This window comes from Sorangium sp. So ce1504 (assembly GCF_051521635.1).
GTDB lineage: Bacteria > Myxococcota_A > Polyangia > Polyangiales > Polyangiaceae > Sorangium > Sorangium cellulosum_B.
In genome coordinates, this window is the sequence record NZ_CP150365.1 from 1025855 (window position 1) to 1046653 (window position 20799).

Here is a 20799-nt window from a genome sequence, read left to right on the forward strand (position 1 = left end):
ATCGCCTGATCGCGGCGTCAGGCCTGGGGCGGGTACTCGGCGAACCGCGGCAGGTCGTCCGTGATAGGGAACCAGCTCGCCTTGGAGTCGACGAAGATGTGGGCTGCGGGGCGGATGCCGGGATCGGTGTCGAGCGTACCCGCGGGCACCACGGCGAAGCCGCGCTCGGGTGACTGGCGCGGGGCTGCGCCGCCACAGCGCTTGCAGAACGCGACGGTGAAGAACCGCGCGTCGGGCACCTTGTAACTCGCGATCTGCGCGTCACCGTAGATCCAGCGGAAGCTGTCCAGGGCGACGAAGACGTTGGTCGCGTGCGCGGCGCTGCGCCCGAGGCGACAGCGCTTGCAGTGGCAGCTCACCATGCGGAGGGGCGCGCCGTCGAACTCGAAGGCCACGTCGCCGCACAGGCAGCTCCCCTGGGTGACGCCCTCTTTCGGCGGGGCCACGGGGCGCGAGACGACCGGCGCCTGCATCTCGGGCCGCCATTCCTCGAACTGCGGCAGGGAATCCGTGATCGTGTACCAGGGCGCCTTGGAGCCGACGAACTGGTGGAACTTCGGCTCGATCCCGAGATCGCCCTCCAGGTTGCCGGCATGGAGCACGGCGAGCTGCCTCTCGGGGCGGAGCATCGGCGTGGCCGAGCCGCAGGTGGCGCAGAAGGAGCGGCGATCGCTCGCGCAGGACGGGCGGATGGCGTCCTCGCCGGCGAGCCAGCGAAAGCCGGGCAGCGGCGCGACGACGGCCGTGGTGAACGCCGTGCCGTTGAACTTGCGGCACATCGAGCAGTGACAGTTCAGCATGGTCTGGAACGGACCGTCGATCTCGAAGCGGACCGTTCCGCAAAGACATGCGCCCTTGGTCATGTTCGTATCTCCCGTGGGATGGCTTGCGCGCGTACGCTAGCACGGCCGGGTGTCCAGGCGGGCGTTCAGGTTCGATTCAAGGGCGCCCTTCACCCGAGGCGCGCTGTCCCGCGGCTCAGATCCCCGACAGCACGCCCACGATCGCCTCGCTGATACGCGATAGGTCGGCTGGCTCGATGATGTAAGGCGGCATGGTATAGACCAGCTTCCCGAAAGGCCGTAACCAGACGCCGCGCTCCACGAACGCCGGCTGCACGCGGGCCGTGTCGACGGGCTGCTTGAGCTCGACCACGCCGATGGCGCCGAGCACGCGCACGTCGGCCACCGCGTCGAGCGCGCGGCAAGGGGCGAGCTCGCGGCGGAGCTGCGCCTCGATGGCCGAGACGCGCGCGCGCCACGGCGAGCCCAGCAGGAGCCGGACGCTGGCCAGCGCCGCGCTGCAGGCGAGCGGATTGCCCATGTACGTCGGGCCGTGCATGAACACGCGCGGCTCGTTGCCGGCGATCGTCGCGGCCACGCGCTCCGTGCAGAGCGTGGCGGCCAGGGTCATCGTGCCGCCGGTGAGGGCCTTGCCGAGGCACATGATGTCCGGCGCGACGCCCGCGTGCTGGCACGCGAACAGCTCCCCGGTGCGGCCGAAGTTGGTCGCGATCTCGTCGAAGATGAGCAGCACGCCGTGGCGGTCGCAGAGCGCGCGCAGCTCGCGCAGGTACTGCGGGTGGTAGAAGCGCATCCCGCCGGCGTTCTGCGCGATCGGCTCGAGGATCACGGCGGCGACCTCGTGCGCGTGCCGCTCGAGCAGCGCGGCCATGCTGCTCAGGGCGTCCGGCGACCAGGGCGCGTCGAACGCCGGCCCGGGCGCTTCCGCGAACAGGTGCTGCACGAGCGCGCCGCGGAAGAGGTGGTGCATGCCATTGACCGGATCGGTGACCGCCATCGCGCCGAACGTGTCGCCGTGGTAGCCGCCGAGCGCGCTGATCAGGCGGCGCTTCTCGGGCTGCCCCCGCGCGATGAAGAACTGGAGAGCGAGCTTGATGGCCACCTCGACCGACACGGATCCGGAGTCGGCGAGGAAGACGCGCGTCAACGGCTCGGGCGTGAGCGCCACCAGCGCCTCGCACAGCTCGACCGCCGGCGCATGGGTGAGGCCCCCGAACATCACGTGGCTCATCCGCCCGAGCTGGGCGCTGATCGCCGCCGTCAGCGCCGGGTGCCCGTAGCCGTGGATGGCGGCCCACCAGGAGGACATGCCGTCGATGAGCTCGCGGCCGTCGGTCAGCGTGAGGCGGACGCCCTCGGCGCGCTCGACCGCGAAGAGCGGCGCGCTCGAGATGGGCGCGGCGTAAGGGTGCATCACGCAGCGGCGGTCGCGCGCGACGAGATCGTCTCGGCCAGGCATGGCGCTCTCCGATGGCATGGCGACGCGTCTAGCCCAGAACGCCCATCGCCACCAGGTCCGCCGGGCGCGCCGGCGGCCTCCGCGCCCGGCGCCGTCCCGCTGGCGGGACGCGGCCCCGGCCCCCTCCGGACGATTCCTTGATCAGGCTGTAACGTTCGGGCCCCCTCCGAGACTGTGCAGGTAGCGGGATAGCCGTCGCGGCGCCGGGGACACGCCCGGGCGCAGGGGCGCGCGCATCCATCGCTCGTCGAAATACCGATGACGTCGCGCTCGAGGAGAGCCTCGCGACGATGAGGAGACATCCATGAACGGTCTGCTTCGCAAGGTCCTGCGGTCTGGCACCATGATCTCGGCCGCTGCGCTCATGTCGTCCGCGCTGCCCGGCTGCGGCGGCAGCGACACGGACGGGGGCACGGGGGGCGGCGGCTCCCAGGGCTCGGACAAGAACACGTATGTCCTCGTCCACGGCGCCTTCGTGGGCGCATGGGCATGGGACAAGGTGGTGCCGCTCCTCGAGGCCGGCGGCAACGAGGTGATCGCCCTCGATCTCCCCGCTCACGGCGACGACAAGACGCCCGTCGCGGACGCCGGCCTGCAGGCCTATACCGACGCCGTGGTGGAGGCCATCGACAGCGCCTCGCGCCCCGTGATCCTCGTCGGCCACAGCATGGGCGGCACCGTGGTGAGCCAGGCCGCCGAGCAGCGGCCCGACAAGGTGAAGACGCTCGTCTACCTGACCGCCTTCCTGCTCAAAGATGGCCAGTCGCTGAGCCAGGAGTGGGCCGATGATGAAGGGGCCGCGATCAAGGCGTACGCGGCCCCTTCGGAGGACGGCACGACGCTGACCTTCAAGGAGGGGTGGGCCGCGAACGCCTTCTGCCAGGATTGCTCTCCGGACGATGTCGCGCGTCTCGAGAGCCACCTGCGCGAGGAGCCCGCGAAGCCGTTCGACGAGCCGATCCATGTCACGGAGGAGAGGTGGGGGAGGGTCCCCCGGGTCTACATCGAGGCGCTCAAGGATCTCGCCATCAGCCCTGCAGAGCAGAAGCAGCAGTACACGGCCTTGCCCTGCGAGCGGGTCATCTCGATCGACGCAGGCCACGCCCCCTTCGTGACGAAGCCGAAGGAGGTCGCGGACGCGTTGACGTCACTGTGACCGGGCGGCGGCCGCCGTCCTCCGCGGGGCGCGCCGCCCCGGGGCCGCGTCGATTGATGCGGGGCTCGACGGCGTGATACCCTGCTCCGCGTGTCCCATGACCCCTCGGCCGCCGCCGACGGCAAACAGGCCGCAACGGCGCAGCGCGCATCGGCCGAGGTAGGCCCGCTCCTCACGCCCGCCGCGCCGGGCAACGCGGCTGCGCCCGCTTGCGCGGCGTCGGCGGACGACATCGCGCTCGTCCGCCGGCTGCTCGCGGGCGACGAGCAGGCCTTCGAGCAGCTCGTGACCCAGCTCCACACACCCATGCTCCGGCTCGCCCGGGCGGTCGTCGGCCCCGCGGGCGCCCAAGAGGTCGTCCAGGAGACCTGGGCGGCGGTCTTCGATGGGCTCGTGCGCTTCGAGGGGCGCTCCGCGCTGAAGACATGGGTGTTCAGGATCCTGACGAACCGCGCCAGGACGTGGGGCACCCGGGAGAAGCGCATGGTCCCTGTCTCCTGGGTGGAGGACGGGGATCACGGCGGCGAGCCGGCGGTCGATCCGGCCCGATTCGACAGCATCGGCGACTGGGCGACTCCGCCTGTTCCGTGGACGGAGCAGAGCCCGGAGGTGCTCTTGCTGCGCAAGGAGATAGGCGCCGTGCTGCAGCGAGAGCTCGAGACGCTGGCGCCTGGACAGCGCGCGGTGGTCCTCTTGCGCGACGTGGAGGGGTGTCCGTCCGACGAGGTCTGCGAGATCCTGGGTATCGGCGAGGCGAACCAGCGGGTCCTCTTGCACCGTGGCCGATCGAAGCTCAGAGCCGCGCTCGAGCGCTACATGACGAGGGGGTGAGCGCGCATGATCGTCACGTGCTGTCAGCTGACCGAGATGATCACCGACAGGAGCGAGGGAAAGCTGTCCTCCGAGCAGGAGGAGGGCTGCGCGCGGCACCTCGCGTGGTGCGACAGGTGCCGCACCTACCTGAAGCAGATGGATCTGACGATCGACGCGCTCCAGGGGCTCCCGGGCGAGCCGCCGCACGACGACGTCCGCGCCGCGCTGTTCGCCCAGTTCCAGCGGCGGAAGACCACCGCCGACTGAGCCTGACGCCTCGGGCGGCGGCGCTCAGGCCCGAGGGCAGCGCCGCGGAGGCGCCATGCCCGCGCTGCTGTGATCATGGAACGCGCCGCTACTGCCACCGCGACCGGCCGCGGCAGCTTGGGCGCCGGCCGTGCCGCCCGCCGGTGCGGTCGCGCATTCGCCGAGAAAGCAACTGACGGGAGCGGAGGAGCCGACGATGAGGTAGCCTCGCCAGCATGCCGACGGAGCTGCTGGAGCGGATCACGCACGACCCCGCCGTGATGGGGGGCCGGCCCTGCATCCGAGGGATGAGGGTGACGGTGGGCACCATCCTGGGACTGCTGGCTGCGGGGCACCCGGTCGAGGAGGTGCTCGAGCTCTATCCCTACCTCGAGAGGGACGACGTGATGGCGGCGCTCTCTTATGCGGCATGGCGTGTCGAGGAGGTTGAGCTCCCGCTGAAGGCCTCATGAAAGTTCTGGTGGACATGAACCTCTCGCCGACCTGGGCACCGTTCCTGAAGGGCGAAGGGATAGAGGCCGTTCACTGGTCTGCAGTCGGCGACCCTCGAGCACAGGATCGAGAGCTGATGGCCTGGGCACGCCAGGGCGGGTACATCGTCTTCACGCACGACCTCGATTTCAGCATCATCCTCGCTACAACCGGCGCCAGCGGTCCACGAGGGATCCTGGTCTGACCCAAGAGCCGCCGGCGCGCCTTTGCCTGTCGTGATGAACATCCGCTTCTCCGGCTCTCCAGCGGAGCAGACGCCGGCGCTGGCTGTCGTGGATCTCAGGCCCGTGGACGCCGGCGCGGGGGCGCCATACCCGCAGCGCCATCCCGTGCCTCAGCCGCGCCGCTTCGTGCCTCGGCCGAGCTGCCCCGCGCCCGTGCCTCGGCCGCGCCGCTCCGGGCGTCGCCTGGGACGTCGTGCTGGTCCCGGCGGACCTGGACCTTGCGGCCCTTCAGCCGTGTGGCGCGCAGCGCCTCGATGACGGCGTCGGCCGCGTCGGCCGGGACCTCCACCGTGGAGAAGCCGTCGGCGATCTCGATGGCGCCGATGTCGCGGGAGCTCAGCGACGCCTCGTTCGCGATGGCGCCGACCAGATCGGCCGGCCGGATGCCCGCGGCGCGCCCCGCGCTGATGTAGAGCCGGGCGATGTTGCCGTCGGTCTCCCGCCCCTCGCGCCGCGGTCGCGCCTGCGCCTCGCCCGGGCGCCCGCGCGGCCCCGCGGGCCCGCGCGGCGCGCGGTCGTCGCGGGCGCGGTCCGGCCCGCGCGGAGGTGGCCGGAACGACGGGATCTCCGCCTCGTCGTCCTCCCGCTCCCCCTCCGTCGCGTCGTGGGCGAGCTTCACCGCCGCCGCCGCGATGTCCATCACGTCGAACTCGTCGGCGAGCCCCTCGACCACGACCCGGAACCGCTCGGCGCCGCCCTCGATGAGCGCCTCCCGCAGCGAGGCGCGCGTCAGCTCCAGGCGCCGCGCGCGCAGGTCGGCCACGGTCGGGAGGGTGGCGGCCTCGATGCGCTGCCCGGTGAGCCGCTCGACGTTGCGGATCAGGTAGTGCTCGCGCGGCTCGACCAGCGTGATCGCCGCGCCCTCGCGGCCGGCGCGCCCCGTGCGGCCGATGCGGTGGACGTACACCTCGGGGGCGCAGGGGACGTCGTAGTTGATGACGTGCGAGACATGCTCGATGTCGAGCCCCCGCGCCGCGACGTCGGTGGCGACGAGCAGCTCGGCCGTGCCGGCGCGGAAGCGGGCCATCACGCGATCGCGGTGCTCCTGCGAGAACCCGCCGTGGAGCGCCTGGGCCTCGTAGCCGCGGGCGCGCAGCGCCTCGGTCAGCTCGTCGACCTCGTTGCGGGTGCGGCAGAAGAGGATGGCCGACGACGGATCCTCCATGTCGAGCACCCGGGTCAGCGCGGCGGACTTGTGCGCCCGCGGCACGATGTACGCCGTCTGGCGGACGCGGGGGAGCTCGCCGGGGGCCGCCTTCTCGCCCGCGATCTTGACCCGCACCGGCTCGCGCAGGTGCCGGCCGGCGATCGCGGCGATCCGCGGGGGCAGCGTCGCGGAGAAGAGCACGGTCTGCCGCGCCGCCGGTGTGGCCGAGAGGATCTCCTCCAGCGCCTCGGCGAAGCCCATGTCGAGCATCTCGTCGGCCTCGTCGAGCACGACGGTGCGGATGCCGTCGAGCGCGAGCGTGCCGCGCCCGATGTGGTCGAGCGTCCGGCCCGGCGTGGCCACGATGACGTGGACCCCGCGGCGGAGCGCGCGCAGCTGCTGCCCGAAGGGCTGGCCGCCGTACACGGACAGCACCTGCACGCCGAGCCGGCGGCCGTAGCGGTGCATCGCCTCGGCCACCTGCATCGCCAGCTCGCGGGTCGGCACGAGCACGAGCGCCTGGGGGGGGCCGGGCGGCTCGCCGCCGATCTGGAGGCGCTGGAGCAGCGGCAGCGCGAACGCGGCCGTCTTCCCGGTCCCGGTGGCGGCCTGCCCCAGCAGGTCGCGCCCGGTCAGGAGGTGCGGGATCGCCTCGCGCTGGATCGGCGTGGGCTCCTCGTAACCGAGCTCGGCGAGCACGCCGAGGAGGGCAGGTGCGATGCCGAGCGCGGCGAAGCTGGCGGACGAGGTGGTCGTCTCCACAGGGGCTCCCCATGTCATGGTCGCGCACCGGCGCCGTTGCAACCGGCATCGGTGCGGGGCGCAGCGCGCGCGGCAGGCGAGCCCCGCTGCCCCGATCAGCCGAGCTTCGCGGCGAGGGCGCGGTACCGCTCCGGCAGGCGCGCGGCGTCCAGCCGGCCGAGGAGCGCGCGCGCGGCCTCCTGCGCGCCGGGGCTGCCCTCGGGCGCGCGGCTCACCGCCTCGAGGTAGAGCTCGAGCGCGCGCCTGCGCTCCGCGAGCGCCGGCGCGGCCCGGCCCCGGAGCTCGAGGATCTCGCCCTGCTCCGCGCAGAGCGCCGCGTACGCGCCGATCTTCTCGTGGTCGCCGAGCAGGGTGGCCGCGCCCGCGGCGTCGAGCCGGTCGAGCATGTCCCGCATCGGGCCGAAGAGCCCGTCGGCGGTGGTGCGGACGAGCAGCTCCGCCTCGTCGAGCTGGCCGGCGCGCCGGAGCCCGGCGATCCGGCCGATGGCCTCGGCCAGCTGCTCGATCATGCGGAGGATGTAATCGCGCTGTCTGAGCGACATAGGGTCTCCTGTTCGAGTCTAGCCGATCGCGGCCTCCGTGGCGCGTGCCGGCACGCGCGCGTCGAACGGGAGGAGACCGTCGTGTCGATCAGGCTTGGTGCCGAGATCCAGAGCGCGATCGATGAATGCAACGAGCGGCAATCCCTTCGTCGTTCGGCAAGATAGGTATGGAAAGATGATGGATGCCAGGGTCGAGGAGCGCATGGAGTTGATGATGGCTCGCACAGGGGTACGACCATGGTGCCAAGCTCGATAGCGACATGAGGTCTTTTGCTCGAATCTGACCGACGATGGCCTTCGTGGCGCGCGCCGGCGCCGCGGTACGCCGCCTGCCGTCTGGACGCAAGGAGAGCCGCCTGATCCGAGTGTCTGGGACGCCGACCAGGCTCGATCGCCCTCCACGAAAGCACGCAGGACGCCCGGCTCATCCCACGTCGAGCAATGCTTGAAACCTCACAACACTGGAAAAACCACTCGACACGAGCTTCGTATGCGGTATCACTCGTGCAGGGGGACGACTCGCTCGCTGCCAGCGAACGGGAGCCGTTCTGCGCGCTGAGACGCCTGGTGAGCACGGTCGCACGCAGCACGGGCGCCGACGTCGAGCGGCAGGACGCACCGCGGAGCTCGCGCCGATCCCTGGAGGAAGGTTGCATCATGCTGGATATGTTGTTCACGGATCCCAATCCGAATGCGAGCCCTCGAGTGAGCCCGAGCTCCAAGCTGAATGGGGAGGGACGACCAAGAAGGCCGCGTGTCCTCTGGGTGACGCGCCTCTTTCCGAACCGCGTTGAGCCGTTCGCCTGTGCCTTCCAGCGCCAGCAGCTCGCGGCCCTCTCGCGCCGCTGCGCGGTCGAGGTGTTCGCGTCGATCCCCTACCACCCGGGGAGCTCGCTGCTGGGCGCGCGAACGCGCACGGGGCGACTGGCGGAGGTGCCAGAGCGCGACGTGATAGACGGCATCTCGGTGGTGCACCCGCGCGCGCCGTACCTGCCCGGCGCGGGCAGCCTCCTGGCGCCCGTGAACGCGCCGCTCTACCTCACGGGGCTGCTGCCCCACATCCCGCGGCTGCTCGGGCGGTTCGACGTCGTGGTCGGGGCGTGGCTGTATCCGGACGCCTGCGCGGCGGCGTTGCTCGCGCGGCTGCTCGGCCTTCCTTACGTCGTCAAAGCGCACGGCACGGACGTGAACGTCGTGGCCGGCTGGCGCTCGGTGCGCCCGCTCGTCGCCAGCGCGGTTCGGTCCGCCTCGTACGCGATCGCCGTGAGTCGTCCAATGGCCGAGCTGCTCACCGCGTTCGGCGCGGCGCCGGGCCGCGCGGTCGTCGTCCGCAATGGTGTCGACCGCGCGATCTTCCACCCGAGCGACCGGCTCGCCGCCCGGCGCGAGCTCGGCCTCCCGGAGCGCGGCCGCATCATCACCTTCGTCGGTGACCTCAAGCCGACGAAGGGCACCCTGGATCTGCTCGCGGCGTTCGATGCGCTCGCCCGGCAGGGGGGCGAGCCCACCCACCTCGTGCTCGTCGGCGCCGGACCGGCCCGGACCGCCGTCGACCAGGCCGCGGCGCGCCACAAGGCCGCTCAGGGCGCGGGCGGTCGGATCATCGCGGCTGGCGAGCTCCCGCTCCGTTCGGTCGCGCGCTACATCGCCGCCGGCGATTTGCTGACACTACCGAGCTGGGCGGAAGGAACTCCCAATGTGGTGCTCGAGGCGCTGGCCGTCGGCCGTCCGGTGGTGGCTACGAGCGTCGGAGGCATCCCGGACGTGGTCACCAGCGGTCGCACAGGCCTGCTCGTCCCGCCGCGCGACGTGAGGGCGCTCACCAAGGCGCTCCGCGAGGCGCTTGCGCGGCCCTGGGACGAGCGCGCGTTCGCCGAGGCGGCGCCACCATCGTGGGAGGAGAGCGCGGACGAGCTGCAGCGGCTGCTCGCGCAGGCGGCATTCGGGGACAGCGCGCGGGCCGTGGCCTGAGGCAAGCTCGTCGCAGGGGGCGTGGGCGATCTCGGCGATCCGAGAGGCAGCGGGACACCTTCGCGACCCGCTCCGCGCCCCCCATCTTGACGCTCCGCTCCGCGCTCCTCGATAACCTACAGACGACCGCGCTCAGCTAGCGTACAGACCACCGCGCTCATCGCGCTGGTCTGCGGTCCGCCGTCTGAATGGCGGGCGCGCTGGACCATGGCGGCGGATGAGGGACGTGCTGGAGCTGCACGCCCGGCTCACGACCCGCGCGAACCGGTCGTCGCTCTTGATGTGCGCCCTGTCGTCCTGCATGAGAACACAAGGCCTGACCGGCTGAGGCGCCGAAGAAAGTCGATCAGTTGGAGTGGTGTTCCAAGCCGCTCCCCGCGGAGGCCGCCAGCGTGCTCGCCTGCGGTGGATCCCTCCGCGCGTCGAGCCTGCTCGGAACGTCGGAGATCGTCACGCGGTGCTTGCCGCCGCGGGTGAGCGCGATATCGTCGACCACGCGAGTCTGAATGACGGCTCGGTCGCCGAGCTGTTTGCGGATGGCTTGCTCGATGAGGCGCGCGTGCTCGTCCTGGTAATCCTTCGCCGGGACGATCTTGATCGTGATGGCTCCGCTCCGATCCTGGTGGACCTGGTAGCGCTTCACCGACGGGTAGTCCTTGAGCAGGTGGGGGAAAAACTCGCCCGCCAAGAGCCGTCCGTCCGGTCCCACGATCATGTCGAGCACCCGCCCTTCGACCGAGGCGAGGAGCGGCAGACCTCGCCCACACGAGCACGCCGACGCGGACCCGATGGCGATGTCCTCGTTCTTGTAGCGGAGCAGCGGCATCGACCGGGAGATAAAGTCGCTCACGATCACCTCGCCAGGCTGGCCAGGCGTTGCGTGCCGGCCATCGTGCACCAGCTCCAGGTAGACCCCCTCCATGTTGATGTGCAGCCCTTCGTGCCGGTCGCACTCCGAGGCGAGAAGCATCACCTCCCTGCATCCATATCGGTTGAACAGGGGTGCGTTGAAGGCGCGCTCGATGGTCCTGCGCTGGTGCTCGAAGAGCCGCTCGGCGGAGCACACGAGGCCTCTGGGCGCCGGCAGCTTGCGGCCCGTCTCGAGGGCGAAGCGCGCCGTGTGGTAGAGCGGGTTCGTATAGCCGATGATCAAGTTAGGTCGGTAGCGTACGATGTCGTCCACGACGGCGGCGAGCCGTTGCTCGGACAGGTCGAACGCGCTCACGTACTTCTTGCGGAGGATGGCCTCGTGCAGCTCGCGCTTCCCCTTCTTGAGGCGGCTCTCCTGGAGGATGGGTGTCCCCCAGATGTGGAGCTCCTTCTCCCCCACCTTCGCCCCAGCCCAGCCGTCCGACCGCATCGCCGCGGCGATCCGATGCTCGTAGGTGCCGTGGTCCAGGTAGAACCGCAGCGACTCCCCGGTGGAGCCGCCCGTCGCGCTCGCGATCAGTTTGCCCGTGTAGCCCTCGGCGAGCAGCTCGCGCCCGTGGGCGAGGATATCTGCCTTGGTCAGAACGGGGAACCGCACGAGATCCTCTGGTGCCTTCACGTCTGCTACACGTACCCCATGCTCGGCGAAGCGGCGCCGATAGAAAGGCACCTTCTGCTCGGCGAAGCGGAGCGCGTCGAGCATCCTTCGAAAGGACAGCTCTCGAATTTCGCGCTCCGGGCGCCACTGCGATTGTTCGATCTCATGCAGTCGCGTCAGGGTTGCCCGTCTCCGTATGTGGGTTTCGTACAACGGGAACAGAACATGTCGAAATAGCGGTCCGTACATGCTTTCTAGCATTACAAGATGTCTCTTCTTGTCAAGTGACATGCCGCCGAGATGGCGCGGCAGCGTGTCTGGGGCGCGATGTCGAGATCCCGATTGGGCACCGAGGAGAACGCGTGATTGATAGAGCTCGTAACAAAGATGCTTTTCATGTGCATTCTATGGCTGGAGACCGACTCGTCGCACGCGTTCGGCCGGAACGGCGGCGTCGCACCCTCGTGGCCGAGCGGGGCCGCCTTCGTCGCACAGCAAGCTTGCCTGTTCGTGTAAGCTCGTTCACGTTGCGCTGGCTCGGGTTGCTGGTGGGTGTTCGCGTTGGCGTGGTCGCCATGGCAACTGAGCTGCTGACAACCACTCGAAGGCACGACCGTGGTTGTGCGCGTGGACGATGGCAGGGCGAACCCCGTGTCCGAGCCGATGATCGACGCTCTCCTCGGGGCCCTTTCGAGGGCTGAAGAGGAGGCCGGCGCGATGGTCCTCGCCGGCCGGCCGGGCTCCCGTTGGGGGGTCGAGCTGCGGGGCGCCCGCGTCGACGAGGCAAGAGAGAGCAAGACGACGCCCGCCGGTGGCGCCATCTTTATGCCACGGTGGCTTCCCATGGGGGGCCGTTGCGGCACAGGGGGCCACCTGTGCCGATATGTCGGCGCCCAGCGGCGGTGCTGCCTCGCCGCTCCGACGCACGATCCTGCCGCCTTCATGGCTGGCTTTCCCGCCGAGCTCGCATGGTACGATCCGGTCATGCGCACTTCGCCAATGCTCGCGCTGCTCGCCGCCGCGTCGCTCGCGGCCTGCGTTCGTTCCCCCGCGCCCGCCGCGGCGCCCGATGTCTTCGCGCCGTCCGCCGCCGACGTCGGGCCCTGGTACACGTCGGCGCCCGATCTCACGGCGATCCCACCGGGGATCGAGGCGCCGGAGCAGCGGGCCGCGCGGCTGCAAGCCAGGGCGATCCTCGTGGATGGCCACAGCGGCGTGCCCTCGCTGCTCCTCGGCGGCTCGTTCGCTCAGGTGAGCTCGGACGACGAGCTGATGGCCGCGGAGGTCGCCAGGATCAAGGCGGCGGGCGTCACCGGCGCGTTCTTCCCGATCCACGTCGGCCCGTCCGCGCCGCCTTCGTCCTCGAGGCTCGGCGGCAGCGCCGCGCGCCGCGCGCTCGATCTCATCGAAGCGACCCACCGGCAGGTCGAGCGCCACCGCGAGGCGCTGATGCTCGTGCGCAACGCGAAAGACATGCGCCGCGCCGAGCGCGACGGCCGGATCGCCGTGATCATGGGCATCGAGGGCGGGCACGCCATCGAGAACTCCCTGCCTGCGCTGCGCTCGTTCTACCGCCTCGGCGTCCGCACCATGGCGCTCACGCACATGACCACGAACGACTGGGCAGGCTCCGCGGGAGGCGCGCTCGATGCCGGGTACGTCCGCGACCGCGGCCTCTCCCCCTTCGGTGAGGCCGTGGTCCGCGAGATGCAACGGATCGGCATGCTGGTCGACGTCTCGCATGGATCGGACAGCACGTTCCAGGGCGTCATGAAGGTGGCCAAGGCGCCGATCATCACCTCTTCCACGATGCCCGCCGCCGGCCACCGCCGCCGCAACCTCGACGATTACATGCTGCGCGCGGTCGCGGAGAACGGCGGCCTCGTCATGGTGAACTCGTGGGCGCTCTTCCTGGACGAGGCGTATGCCGAGCAGTCGGCGCGCTTCACGCAGAAGTACGGGGCGCACCTCAAGGAGCTCGGCGAGAGGCTCCCGGGCGACACGAAGGCGCTCCGCGAGGAGATCGAGAAGCTCAGGACCCAGGAAGGGGAGAAGACGCCGCCGCTGTGGCGGATCGTCGACCATATCGACCACGTGGTGAAGATCGCGGGGATCGAGCATGTCGCCCTCGGCTCCGTCTTCGAGGGGAGCGAGGCGCTCAAGGAGGGGCTCGCAGGCAGCGCCGGGGCCCCGAACATCACGCTGGAGCTCATCCGTCGCGGGTACTCGGATGCGGACATCCTCCGCCTGCTGGGCGGGAACTTCGTGCGGGTCCTCGAGCAAGCCGAGGCCTACGCGGCCGCGACGGAGACAACGCTGTCTGGGGACGGCAGCACGCAACAGCTCAGCGCGGCCGAGCTGGGTGATCCGCCGGGGCAGCCCCTGCTGCCGGCGCCCCCGCCGCCGGCGCCCCCGCCGTCGTGGGGGCCGATGTCGCGGGGGGTCGTCCCGCCGCCCTCGCCGTCGTCGCAGCGACCGGTAGCGCAGCCGTCGAAGGCCGGAGCGCCGGAGTCTCCGTATTCGGAGCTCCGGCTGTCGCGGTAGCCTCTCGCCGTCGACAGGAGGTCGAGCCGGGTTTACGGTGGCGATCCCCGGGATGCGAACGGCGGCGCGACCCCTGACCCGGCTGCGAACCTCCACGCTTCCGGCGGCGCTCGCCGCCTGCGTGCTCGGCGGCGCATGCTCGGAGCCGCCGCCGGGCGGCCACGGCGGTGGTGGCCAGGGCGCGGGCGCGCACCCGGTGACGACGACCACGTACGTGAGCGTGGCCACGGGCTTTGGAGGCGCCCTGGAGGAGCTGCCGCGCGTGTTCACGGTGACCGGCGTCGTCACCGACGGCGCGGCGCCGCTCGAGGGCGCCATCGTGATGCAGGCCGGCGGGGAGCCGGCCCTCGTGACCGGCCCGGACGGCGCGTTCTCCATCGAGATCACGCGGGACATCCCGGGCCAGCCGACCGTTGTCGCGGCGAAGATCGGATACCGGACGGACGGCATCGAATTCGAGGTCGTCCCCGACGGGCCGGTGGAGATCCCTATTCGCCGCGCGTCGCCGCCGGACAATGCGCTCGGCTACACCTACGGCGATCCGGGCGACGGCGACCCGCACAACTCGACGCGGTTCTGCGATCACTGCCACACGACGCTCGTGGCCCAGTTCCTCGAGTCGGGGCACGCGCGGTCGGCCAGGAGCCCGCTCCTCCAGGCCATCTACGCCGGGGTCTCGATGGCCCACACGGACGAGGCCTCGTGCGGCGCCGCGGGCGGGCGATGGAAGGCCGGCCGCGTCCCTGGGAGCGAGGGGGGCGCCGCGATGCGGTGTTATCTCGGGAGCGGCGTGCTGCCGGATCTCAACCCGTCCTGCGGCGGGGGAGCGCAGCCCTCGTGCGACGATCCCGCGCTGCCCGAGGCGGTGCGCCCGGCGGCGTTCGGCGCGTGCGCCGACTGCCACGCCGCGGGGATCGACGGCCCCGCGGGCGGGCGAGACCTCCTCGAGGCCACCGGCATCGCGTTCGAGAAGGGCGACCACTGCGACGCTTGCCACAAGATCCGCGACGTCGATCTGAGCAAGCCGCCCGGGGTCGCCGGCGCCCTGATCGTCCAGCGCCCGCAGGAGAGGAGCTCCCCCGATCCCTCGTCGAGGCTCCTGGAGGTGATGTTCGGCCCGCGGCCGGACGTGCCGAACAGGTTCATGGGCGGCAGCTACCAGCCGAAGTTCTCGGCCTCGGAGTTCTGCGGCGGCTGCCACGAGCAGAAGCAGGCGGCGCTCCTGCCGGGCGCGGCGCTCGATCCGGTCCGCTGGCCAGACGGGCTCCCGATCCATGAGACGTTCTCCGAGTGGGCCGCGAGCTCTTGGAACCGCCCGGCCACGCAATGCCAGGCCTGCCACATGCCAGGGGTCCTCTCGCTGAAGAGCAGCCTCGACGTGACGAACGAGGCGAACGCGAGCGTCTCGCTCGGCTTCGTCCGCCCGGCGGGGACGGTCCGCTCCCATATTTTCCGCGGCCCGCTGGAGGGGTCCCCGCGGCTCATCCAGGGCGCGGTCGAGGTCCGCATCGACGCCTCGGCGGCGCCGGGCGAGCTCGCGGTCACGGTCTCCCTGGCCGGAGGCGCGGCGGGCCACGCCGTTCCGACCGGGGAGCCGATGCGCGCGCTCGTGCTCCTCGTCGCGGCGGAGGCGTGCGGCGCGCCCCTTTCGCCGTCGAGCGGCATGACGGTGAACGACACCGGCGGAGCGCTCGCGGAGGCGCGCGTGGGCCAGGGCGCGGCCCTGACGGGCGCCCAGCTCGCCTGGGAGGAGGGCGCGGCGCGCGCGAGGGCGGGCGACGTGGTGCGGATCGTCCGCCCGACCGGCGTCTACGACGATTACACCGGCATCGGCCGCTTCGCGGACCCGTCGCTCGACGCCGCGGACAAGGGCCTCGAGGTCCGCGCGCCGGTCGGCGAGGCGCGGGTGGTCGCCGCGGGCGGCGGCGCGATCACCCTGAGCGGCGCGATCCCCGCGCAGGACGGGGATATCGTCTACCTCGGCGCGCCCCTCGCCGCGGCGCCCGCGGACGGCCAGCCCGCGGCCGCGTTCGCCGGCGCCGCGGGCTACACCTTCGCCAAGGTGCTCGTCGATCCGGCGGGCGCGCGGCACGCGCCGCAGCACCGCGCCGTCGATATCGCCAGCGACAACCGCATCGCGCCGGGGAGCGTCGCGGTGACGTCGCACGGCTTCGCGATCCCCGCGGGCTGCTCGGCGACCGCGAACGTCACCGCAACGCTGCTCTACCGGCCTGTCCCGCTCGCCCTCGCGAAGGAGCGCGGGGCCTTCGCGCGCGATTACCTGGTCGCCTCGGCGTCCTCGCCTGTGCCGCTCGACTGAGCAGCGCGGAGATCAGGAGAAGACGCTGACAAATCCCTCGCTATTGGCATTTTTAGCGGGAATTGAACAGGGAGACGGGGAGACGGGGAGATTTGTGGGATTTTACTCCCCGTCTCCCCGACTCCCTGTGAATCCCCCAAAAATTCCTGGTCAAGCTGGACCCAGCAGGGGAGTTTATCTCCACCCGTCGGGGCATCCGACGGATCACGCCGGTTCGCTGCCGCACCGTCGTCCCTCCGCGACGCTGTTCTGGCGCGGCCGCCCGGGATGTGGGAGATGGGCCTGGCCCGCGGGGGCCGCGACGCATCCGATGAGCATGGCCCATTACGTCTCGGTCTTCCTCGTCTCGCTGTCGGCGATCTTCTTCGTCGTGGATCCGCTCGGCATCGTGCCGCTGTTCCTGACGATGACCGCGGGCGATCCGCCGGAGAAGGTGCGGCGCACGGCGCGGCGGGCGTGCGCCGTCGCCGGCGGGCTCATGCTGTTCTTCGCCCTCTTCGGCGGCGTCGTCTTCAAGGTCTTCGGCGTCTCGCTGGCCGCGTTCCGCGTCGCGGGCGGGCTGTTGCTGCTCGTCACGGCGCTCGACATGCTGCGCGCCCGCTCCTCGGCGACGCGCACCACCCCGTCCGAGGAGCAGGAGGGCATCGCGAAGGAGGACGTGGCGCTCGTGCCCCTGGCCATGCCGCTCCTCGCCGGGCCGGGCGCGCTCGCCACGGTGATGGTGCTGATGGCGCGCGGGGGCAACGACCCCGTGGCCATGGGGCTGGTGCTCGCCGGCGTGGCCATCACCTTCGTGGCCTCCTACTTCGTGCTGCGCGGCGCGGGGCTCGTGCAGCGGGCGCTCAAGGCGTCCGGCATGGCCGTGCTCGAGCGCGTCATGGGCCTCATCCTGGCGGCCATCGCCGTGCAGTTCATGGCCGACGGGGTGAAGGAGCTCTGGCACGGGTGACGCGCGTCCGGCGTCGCCCGGCGCGTCGCCCGGCGCGTCAGTTGAGCTGGCCCGCGCGCCGCGGCGCCTGCTTCATGCAGAGGACGAGCGCGTCGCGGAGCCGCGCGAAGGTGGATACCCGCGACATGTCCACGCCGTCCACGAGGAGGCCGCGCGCCACGTCGGGCCGGATGCCCACGATGATCCCTTTCGCCCCGAGGAGCTCCACCGCTCGGACCAGCGACAGAAGGATGTTCCCGAGCGAGGCGTCGATGGAGTCGACGCCGGTCAGATCGATGATCACCACCCTGCAATGGGTGTTCGAGACCGCGCCGAGGAGCCCCTGCATCATCTGGTCCGCCCGGCAGTGATCGACCGCGCCGAGCACCGGCATCATCAACACGCCCTCCCAGACCTGGATGATCGGCGTCGACAGCGCGCGGATCGTCGCCTGCTGTTCCGCGTTGAGGGCCCTCGTGCGCGAGAGCTCCTGCGCGAGGTCGTCGAGCCGCCTCAGGTCGCTCGCAGCGACCGCCTGGGCGATCTGGACGAGCTCCTCCCGCTCCCTCAGCGCATCCCCGAGCTCCCCCAGCGCCGCCGCGATCGCGCCGAGATCGTCGCCAGGGTCCGATCCCTCGGCGAGGGCTGCGTCCGCGTCTCCCTCCTTGAGCTGCTCGATGTAGCGTAGGAGCGCCTGCGCCCGCTCACCCGGCACGACGCCCCCGGAGCATCTCGCTCTTGAGCTGCTCATAGACCGTCTCCGAGATACAGCTCGTGAAGCAGCGCGTGTGGACGAACTGGCCGTCCCGCTTGAAGACGTTGGAGTTGATCAGCACGTGCTTCATGCTGCCGTCCTTGGCGCGGAGGCGGGCCGGGTAGGAGGCCAGCTTGCCGGTGCCCGCGAGCGAGCAGAGGATCTGGTCTATCACGTCCTTGTCGACGTGGAAGTCGGTGACATGTCGATTGATGTACTCCTCGCGCGCATAACCGAGGAGCTCGAGCTCGAGCTTGTTCGCCCACAGGATCTTGCCGTTCGCGCCCACCAGATGGACGCCCAGCGAAGCGTTGTCCAGGACGTCATGCCAGTCTTCCACGCGGTCCTTCGTCCCCATCGCCAATCTCCCCCGGTCGTGCTTCGACCTTGACTTGTCCGGCCGATGAGCGCCTGAGGTGCGGTGTCCGCGAAGGCGCTGCCTGCCCGCAGCTGCTCAGGTTACAGGAGAACGAGGAGCTGGACGAGCGGTGTGGTCGTCGCGGTGGGGTCGGGCACATCGGGAGAGCGTGAAGGCGAGTCGTCGTGGAGCTCGCTTGTCGGCTGGATGCGGCGGGCTCAGCGGCTCGACGTCGCTACGCGGCCGGGCCGCCTCGGTGCGCGCTGGGCTCCCCACGGAAGACGTGCGCGTGGGCGCGCGCGAGGTCGCCGAAGGCGCGGGGCGCGCGGCCTGTCACGCGCTGAACGACGTCGGTGACGCGGTCCTCGGCCCCGTCGCGGATGGCGAGATCGAGGCTCACAAGGAACCCGGCGTAGGGCGATGGGACACCCGCCCGGACGAGGTATGCCCGAGCGTCCTCCTCGCCGGCGCGGACGTGGCGTATCGCCCGGCCGGCGATGCGGGACACGATGGCCGCCACGTCATCGTAGCTGAGCGCCTCCGGGCCGGTGATGACGTGAGATGTGTTGTGCGGCGCGCCGTCGAAGAGCGCGCGCGCGGCGACCTCCGCGATATCGTCGGCGTCGACGAAGCCGACGCGGCCGCCGCCCGTCGCGGTCGTGAGCTCGCCTCGCCCGGCGATCGCCGCCGCGTGCGGGTGGCGCGGGTCGATGAAGTTCTGCATGAACCACGACGGTCGGAGGACGGTCCACTCCGGAGCGCGCTCGCGGAGCGCGCGGTGGACGAGGCCGAGCCCGGGGCTGCCCTCCGCCACGGGCGACGCGCTGAGCAGGACGAGGCGGCGAGCCCCGCGCGCAAGCGCGCGCTCGACGAAGGGCAGCATGAGCGCCGAGGGATCCTCGACCATCGCGGGCGCCACGAGGTACACGCGATCGGCGCCGCGGAGCGCCTCGTCGTGCGTCGCGGCGTCGGCCCAGTCGAAGCGGGCGTGCTCCACGCCGTCGCGGGCGGCGGGCGCCGCGCGGCTCGCGGTGCGGACGCGCGCGCCGGCGGCCGCGAGCCGCGCGGCGACGGCTCGCCCGGTGGTGCCCGTCCCGCCGGTGATCAGGACGAGCGGCCCATCGCTCCCTGCGCGCGCCCTCATGACGCCCCCGCGCGATGGGCGTCGAGCTCGCCGCCGAAGGCCTCGAGGACGGGCGCTGGATTCCAGTACTCGCGGTAGCGCACGACTCGGCCGTTCCTCGTCGCGACGATCATCACATAGTCCTGCTCGTAGCGTTTGCGCGCGGGCCCGATGGTCGCCGAGCCGTGCACCTCGGCGAGCGCGACGTCGGGATCGGTCGTCGGATACCGCCGCACGTCGCGGAGCTCGAGCCCGTGGAAGCTCTGGAGGATGCCCTCGAAATGGCGCCGGATGGCCGCCTTGCCCTCGAGGCGCGCCGGCGCGCCGAGCGCCGGCGCGTACGGGAACTCGACGGTTGCGTCGTCGGCGAAGAGGTCGAGCCAGCGCTCCAGGTCACGACCGATGAGATCGAGGAGCGCGTCGAGCGCCTGCGCGGCGTCGAGCGGACGGGAATGCGGCAGGGGGTGCGTCATGGGATGTCCTTTCCTTTCGTGTCGACGAGGCCAGCGTAGGGGCGCCGCGGTTGCCGCGCGTCCAGCTCCACGATCCGCGCGTCCACGGTCCACGGCCGGCGCCGCCCGCGCGGCGGGTCGCGCGCGCCGGCGTGGCGCGGCCCGCCGCGTGATGTAGAGTCGATCGCGCCATGTCCGCCGCCTTCGACGAGCTGGCCCGGAGCGTCGTGCTCCGCGAGGCCGAGGTGAGGCGCTTCGCGCTCGGCGATCGCTGGGGCAAGCGGCAGCCGGCGCAGCGCGCCTCCGCCCGGGTGTACGCGGCGCTCGGCGGCGGCGGGTGGATCGACGTCGCGCGCCGGCGGCTCGCGCTCGGCGCGGGAGAGCTCGTGTTCCTGCCGCGCGCCGAGGAGCACGCCATCCGCGATCGGCCGACGACCTCGCTCGCGCACCCGGAGGCCCTCTGCCGCGGGATGCGCGCCGTGGCCGACGACGCCCTGGCCACGGAGGCGCCGCCGGAGACGCGCCTCGTCGTCGTCGACCTGCACGTCGACGCGGCGGGCGCCCCGTGGGTCGCCCTGCTGCCGCCGGCGGTGCACGTCGCGGGCGCGACGCCGGGGCTCGCGCGCTGGCTCAACGACACGCTCGCGCTGCTCGCCGGCCCGCCGGCCCTGTCGGCGGCGCTGCGCCGCTCCGTCGGCGAGGCGTGGGCGCACGCGCTCTTCGCGAGCGCGCTGCGCGACCCCGCGGCGTCGCTGCCGCGGCGGGACGCGCTCCGGGACGAGCCCATCGCGGCCGCGCTCGCGCGGGTGCGCGCCTCGCCCGAGCGCGCGTGGGAGCTCGGGGACCTCGCGCGAGCGGCCGGGCTCTCGCGATCCGCGTTCGCGGCGCGCGCGACGGCGCTGCTCGGCGAGCCGCTCGGCCATCACGTGCGCCGGCTGCGCCTCGAGCGCGCCGCGGTCCTGCTCGGCGAGACGACGCTCCCGGTGAAGCTCGTCGCCGCCCGCGTCGGCTACGACAGCGAGCCCGCGTTCGGGCGCGCCTTCGCGCGCGCCCACGGCGTGAGCCCCCTCGGCTACCGGCAGGCGAGGCGGCGAGAGCACGACGGTGCGCACACCGTCGGACGCGCAGGTTGACGAGAGGGAAGCGCTGCTCTGCG

At 71.8% G+C, this 20799-nt stretch carries 19 protein-coding genes; 10 read left to right on the forward strand and 9 right to left on the reverse strand.

The features are described from left to right. Positions 1 to 17: 17 nt before the first annotated feature. Both WMF39_RS03820 and bioA read right to left on the reverse strand, forming a co-directional pair. Positions 18 to 863: a GFA family protein gene (locus WMF39_RS03820; RefSeq protein ID WP_437744185.1), complete on the reverse strand. Its 846-nt coding sequence runs from the start codon at positions 861 to 863 to the stop codon at positions 18 to 20. A 115-nt stretch (positions 864 to 978) separates the two neighbouring features. Further along, the gene (gene bioA, locus WMF39_RS03825) at positions 979 to 2262 is read right to left on the reverse strand and encodes an adenosylmethionine--8-amino-7-oxononanoate transaminase (RefSeq protein ID WP_437744186.1); all 1284 of its coding nucleotides are present in this window, start codon (positions 2260 to 2262) and stop codon (positions 979 to 981) included. A 304-nt stretch (positions 2263 to 2566) separates the two neighbouring features. On the opposite strand from bioA, the gene WMF39_RS03830 reads away from it, so the two are divergent. The 5 genes from WMF39_RS03830 (at position 2567) to WMF39_RS03850 (ending at position 5174) form a co-directional block, all read left to right on the forward strand. Further along, complete coding sequence (locus WMF39_RS03830) at positions 2567 to 3418, forward strand: alpha/beta fold hydrolase (protein WP_437744187.1); 852 nt, start codon at positions 2567 to 2569, stop codon at positions 3416 to 3418. A gap of 90 nt (positions 3419 to 3508) precedes the next feature. After that, positions 3509 to 4249 carry an RNA polymerase sigma factor gene (locus WMF39_RS03835; protein WP_437744188.1) on the forward strand — a complete coding sequence of 247 codons (741 nt, stop codon included), beginning with the start codon at positions 3509 to 3511 and terminating at the stop codon, positions 4247 to 4249. Positions 4250 to 4255: 6 nt separating this feature from the next. Next, a complete protein-coding gene (locus tag WMF39_RS03840) occupies positions 4256 to 4498 on the forward strand; it encodes an anti-sigma factor family protein (RefSeq protein WP_437744189.1) in 243 nt (80 codons plus the stop codon). A gap of 215 nt (positions 4499 to 4713) precedes the next feature. Continuing rightward, a complete protein-coding gene (locus WMF39_RS03845) occupies positions 4714 to 4950 on the forward strand; it encodes a DUF433 domain-containing protein (RefSeq protein WP_437744190.1) in 237 nt (78 codons plus the stop codon). Beyond that, the gene (locus WMF39_RS03850; protein WP_437744191.1) at positions 4947 to 5174 is read left to right on the forward strand and encodes a DUF5615 family PIN-like protein; all 228 of its coding nucleotides are present in this window, start codon (positions 4947 to 4949) and stop codon (positions 5172 to 5174) included. Before WMF39_RS03845 ends, WMF39_RS03850 begins: the two co-directional genes overlap by 4 nt. 95 nt (positions 5175 to 5269) lie before the next feature. Here WMF39_RS03850 and WMF39_RS03855 read toward each other — a convergent pair whose 3' ends face one another. Together WMF39_RS03855 and WMF39_RS03860 are read right to left on the reverse strand one after the other, a co-directional pair. After that, positions 5270 to 7123, reverse strand: coding sequence for a DEAD/DEAH box helicase (locus WMF39_RS03855; RefSeq protein WP_437744192.1), 1854 nt, complete (start codon positions 7121 to 7123; stop codon positions 5270 to 5272). A gap of 95 nt (positions 7124 to 7218) precedes the next feature. Next, on the reverse strand, positions 7219 to 7665 hold the full coding sequence (locus WMF39_RS03860) for a hypothetical protein (protein ID WP_437744193.1): 447 nt from the start codon (positions 7663 to 7665) through the stop codon (positions 7219 to 7221). Positions 7666 to 8322: 657 nt separating this feature from the next. Between WMF39_RS03860 and WMF39_RS03865 the strand changes: the two genes are divergently transcribed. Then, positions 8323 to 9636, forward strand: a complete 1314-nt coding sequence (locus tag WMF39_RS03865) for a glycosyltransferase family 4 protein (RefSeq protein ID WP_437744194.1) — start codon at positions 8323 to 8325, stop codon at positions 9634 to 9636. Between the two features lie 346 nt (positions 9637 to 9982). Here WMF39_RS03865 and WMF39_RS03870 read toward each other — a convergent pair whose 3' ends face one another. Beyond that, on the reverse strand, positions 9983 to 11269 hold the full coding sequence (locus WMF39_RS03870) for a phenylacetate--CoA ligase family protein (protein ID WP_437744195.1): 1287 nt from the start codon (positions 11267 to 11269) through the stop codon (positions 9983 to 9985). 879 nt (positions 11270 to 12148) lie between these two features. On the opposite strand from WMF39_RS03870, the gene WMF39_RS03875 reads away from it, so the two are divergent. The 3 genes from WMF39_RS03875 to WMF39_RS03885 all read left to right on the forward strand — a co-directional run bounded on the left by WMF39_RS03875 (position 12149) and on the right by WMF39_RS03885 (position 16977). Then, on the forward strand, positions 12149 to 13708 hold the full coding sequence (locus WMF39_RS03875) for a dipeptidase (RefSeq protein ID WP_437744196.1): 1560 nt from the start codon (positions 12149 to 12151) through the stop codon (positions 13706 to 13708). Between the two features lie 52 nt (positions 13709 to 13760). Beyond that, positions 13761 to 16028, forward strand: a complete 2268-nt coding sequence (locus WMF39_RS03880) for a hypothetical protein (RefSeq protein ID WP_437744197.1) — start codon at positions 13761 to 13763, stop codon at positions 16026 to 16028. 316 nt (positions 16029 to 16344) lie between these two features. Beyond that, a complete protein-coding gene (locus tag WMF39_RS03885) occupies positions 16345 to 16977 on the forward strand; it encodes a MarC family protein (RefSeq protein ID WP_437744198.1) in 633 nt (210 codons plus the stop codon). Between the two features lie 37 nt (positions 16978 to 17014). Here WMF39_RS03885 and WMF39_RS03890 read toward each other — a convergent pair whose 3' ends face one another. The 4 genes from WMF39_RS03890 to WMF39_RS03905 form a co-directional block, all read right to left on the reverse strand. Next, entirely contained in the window at positions 17015 to 17707 is a 693-nt protein-coding gene (locus WMF39_RS03890; protein WP_437744199.1) for an STAS domain-containing protein, read from the reverse strand. Continuing rightward, positions 17661 to 18068: a PAS domain S-box protein gene (locus WMF39_RS03895; protein WP_437744200.1), complete on the reverse strand. Its 408-nt coding sequence runs from the start codon at positions 18066 to 18068 to the stop codon at positions 17661 to 17663. The genes WMF39_RS03890 and WMF39_RS03895 overlap by 47 nt, the downstream gene beginning before the upstream one ends. 235 nt (positions 18069 to 18303) lie before the next feature. Then, entirely contained in the window at positions 18304 to 19212 is a 909-nt protein-coding gene (locus tag WMF39_RS03900; RefSeq protein ID WP_437744201.1) for an NAD(P)H-binding protein, read from the reverse strand. After that, positions 19209 to 19664, reverse strand: coding sequence for a nuclear transport factor 2 family protein (locus tag WMF39_RS03905; protein ID WP_437744202.1), 456 nt, complete (start codon positions 19662 to 19664; stop codon positions 19209 to 19211). Before WMF39_RS03905 ends, WMF39_RS03900 begins: the two co-directional genes overlap by 4 nt. Before the next feature lie 170 nt (positions 19665 to 19834). Here WMF39_RS03905 and WMF39_RS03910 point away from each other — a divergent pair, with 170 nt between their 5' ends. Next, entirely contained in the window at positions 19835 to 20776 is a 942-nt protein-coding gene (locus WMF39_RS03910) for a helix-turn-helix domain-containing protein (RefSeq protein WP_437744203.1), read from the forward strand. The last annotated feature ends 23 nt before the right edge of the window (positions 20777 to 20799 follow it).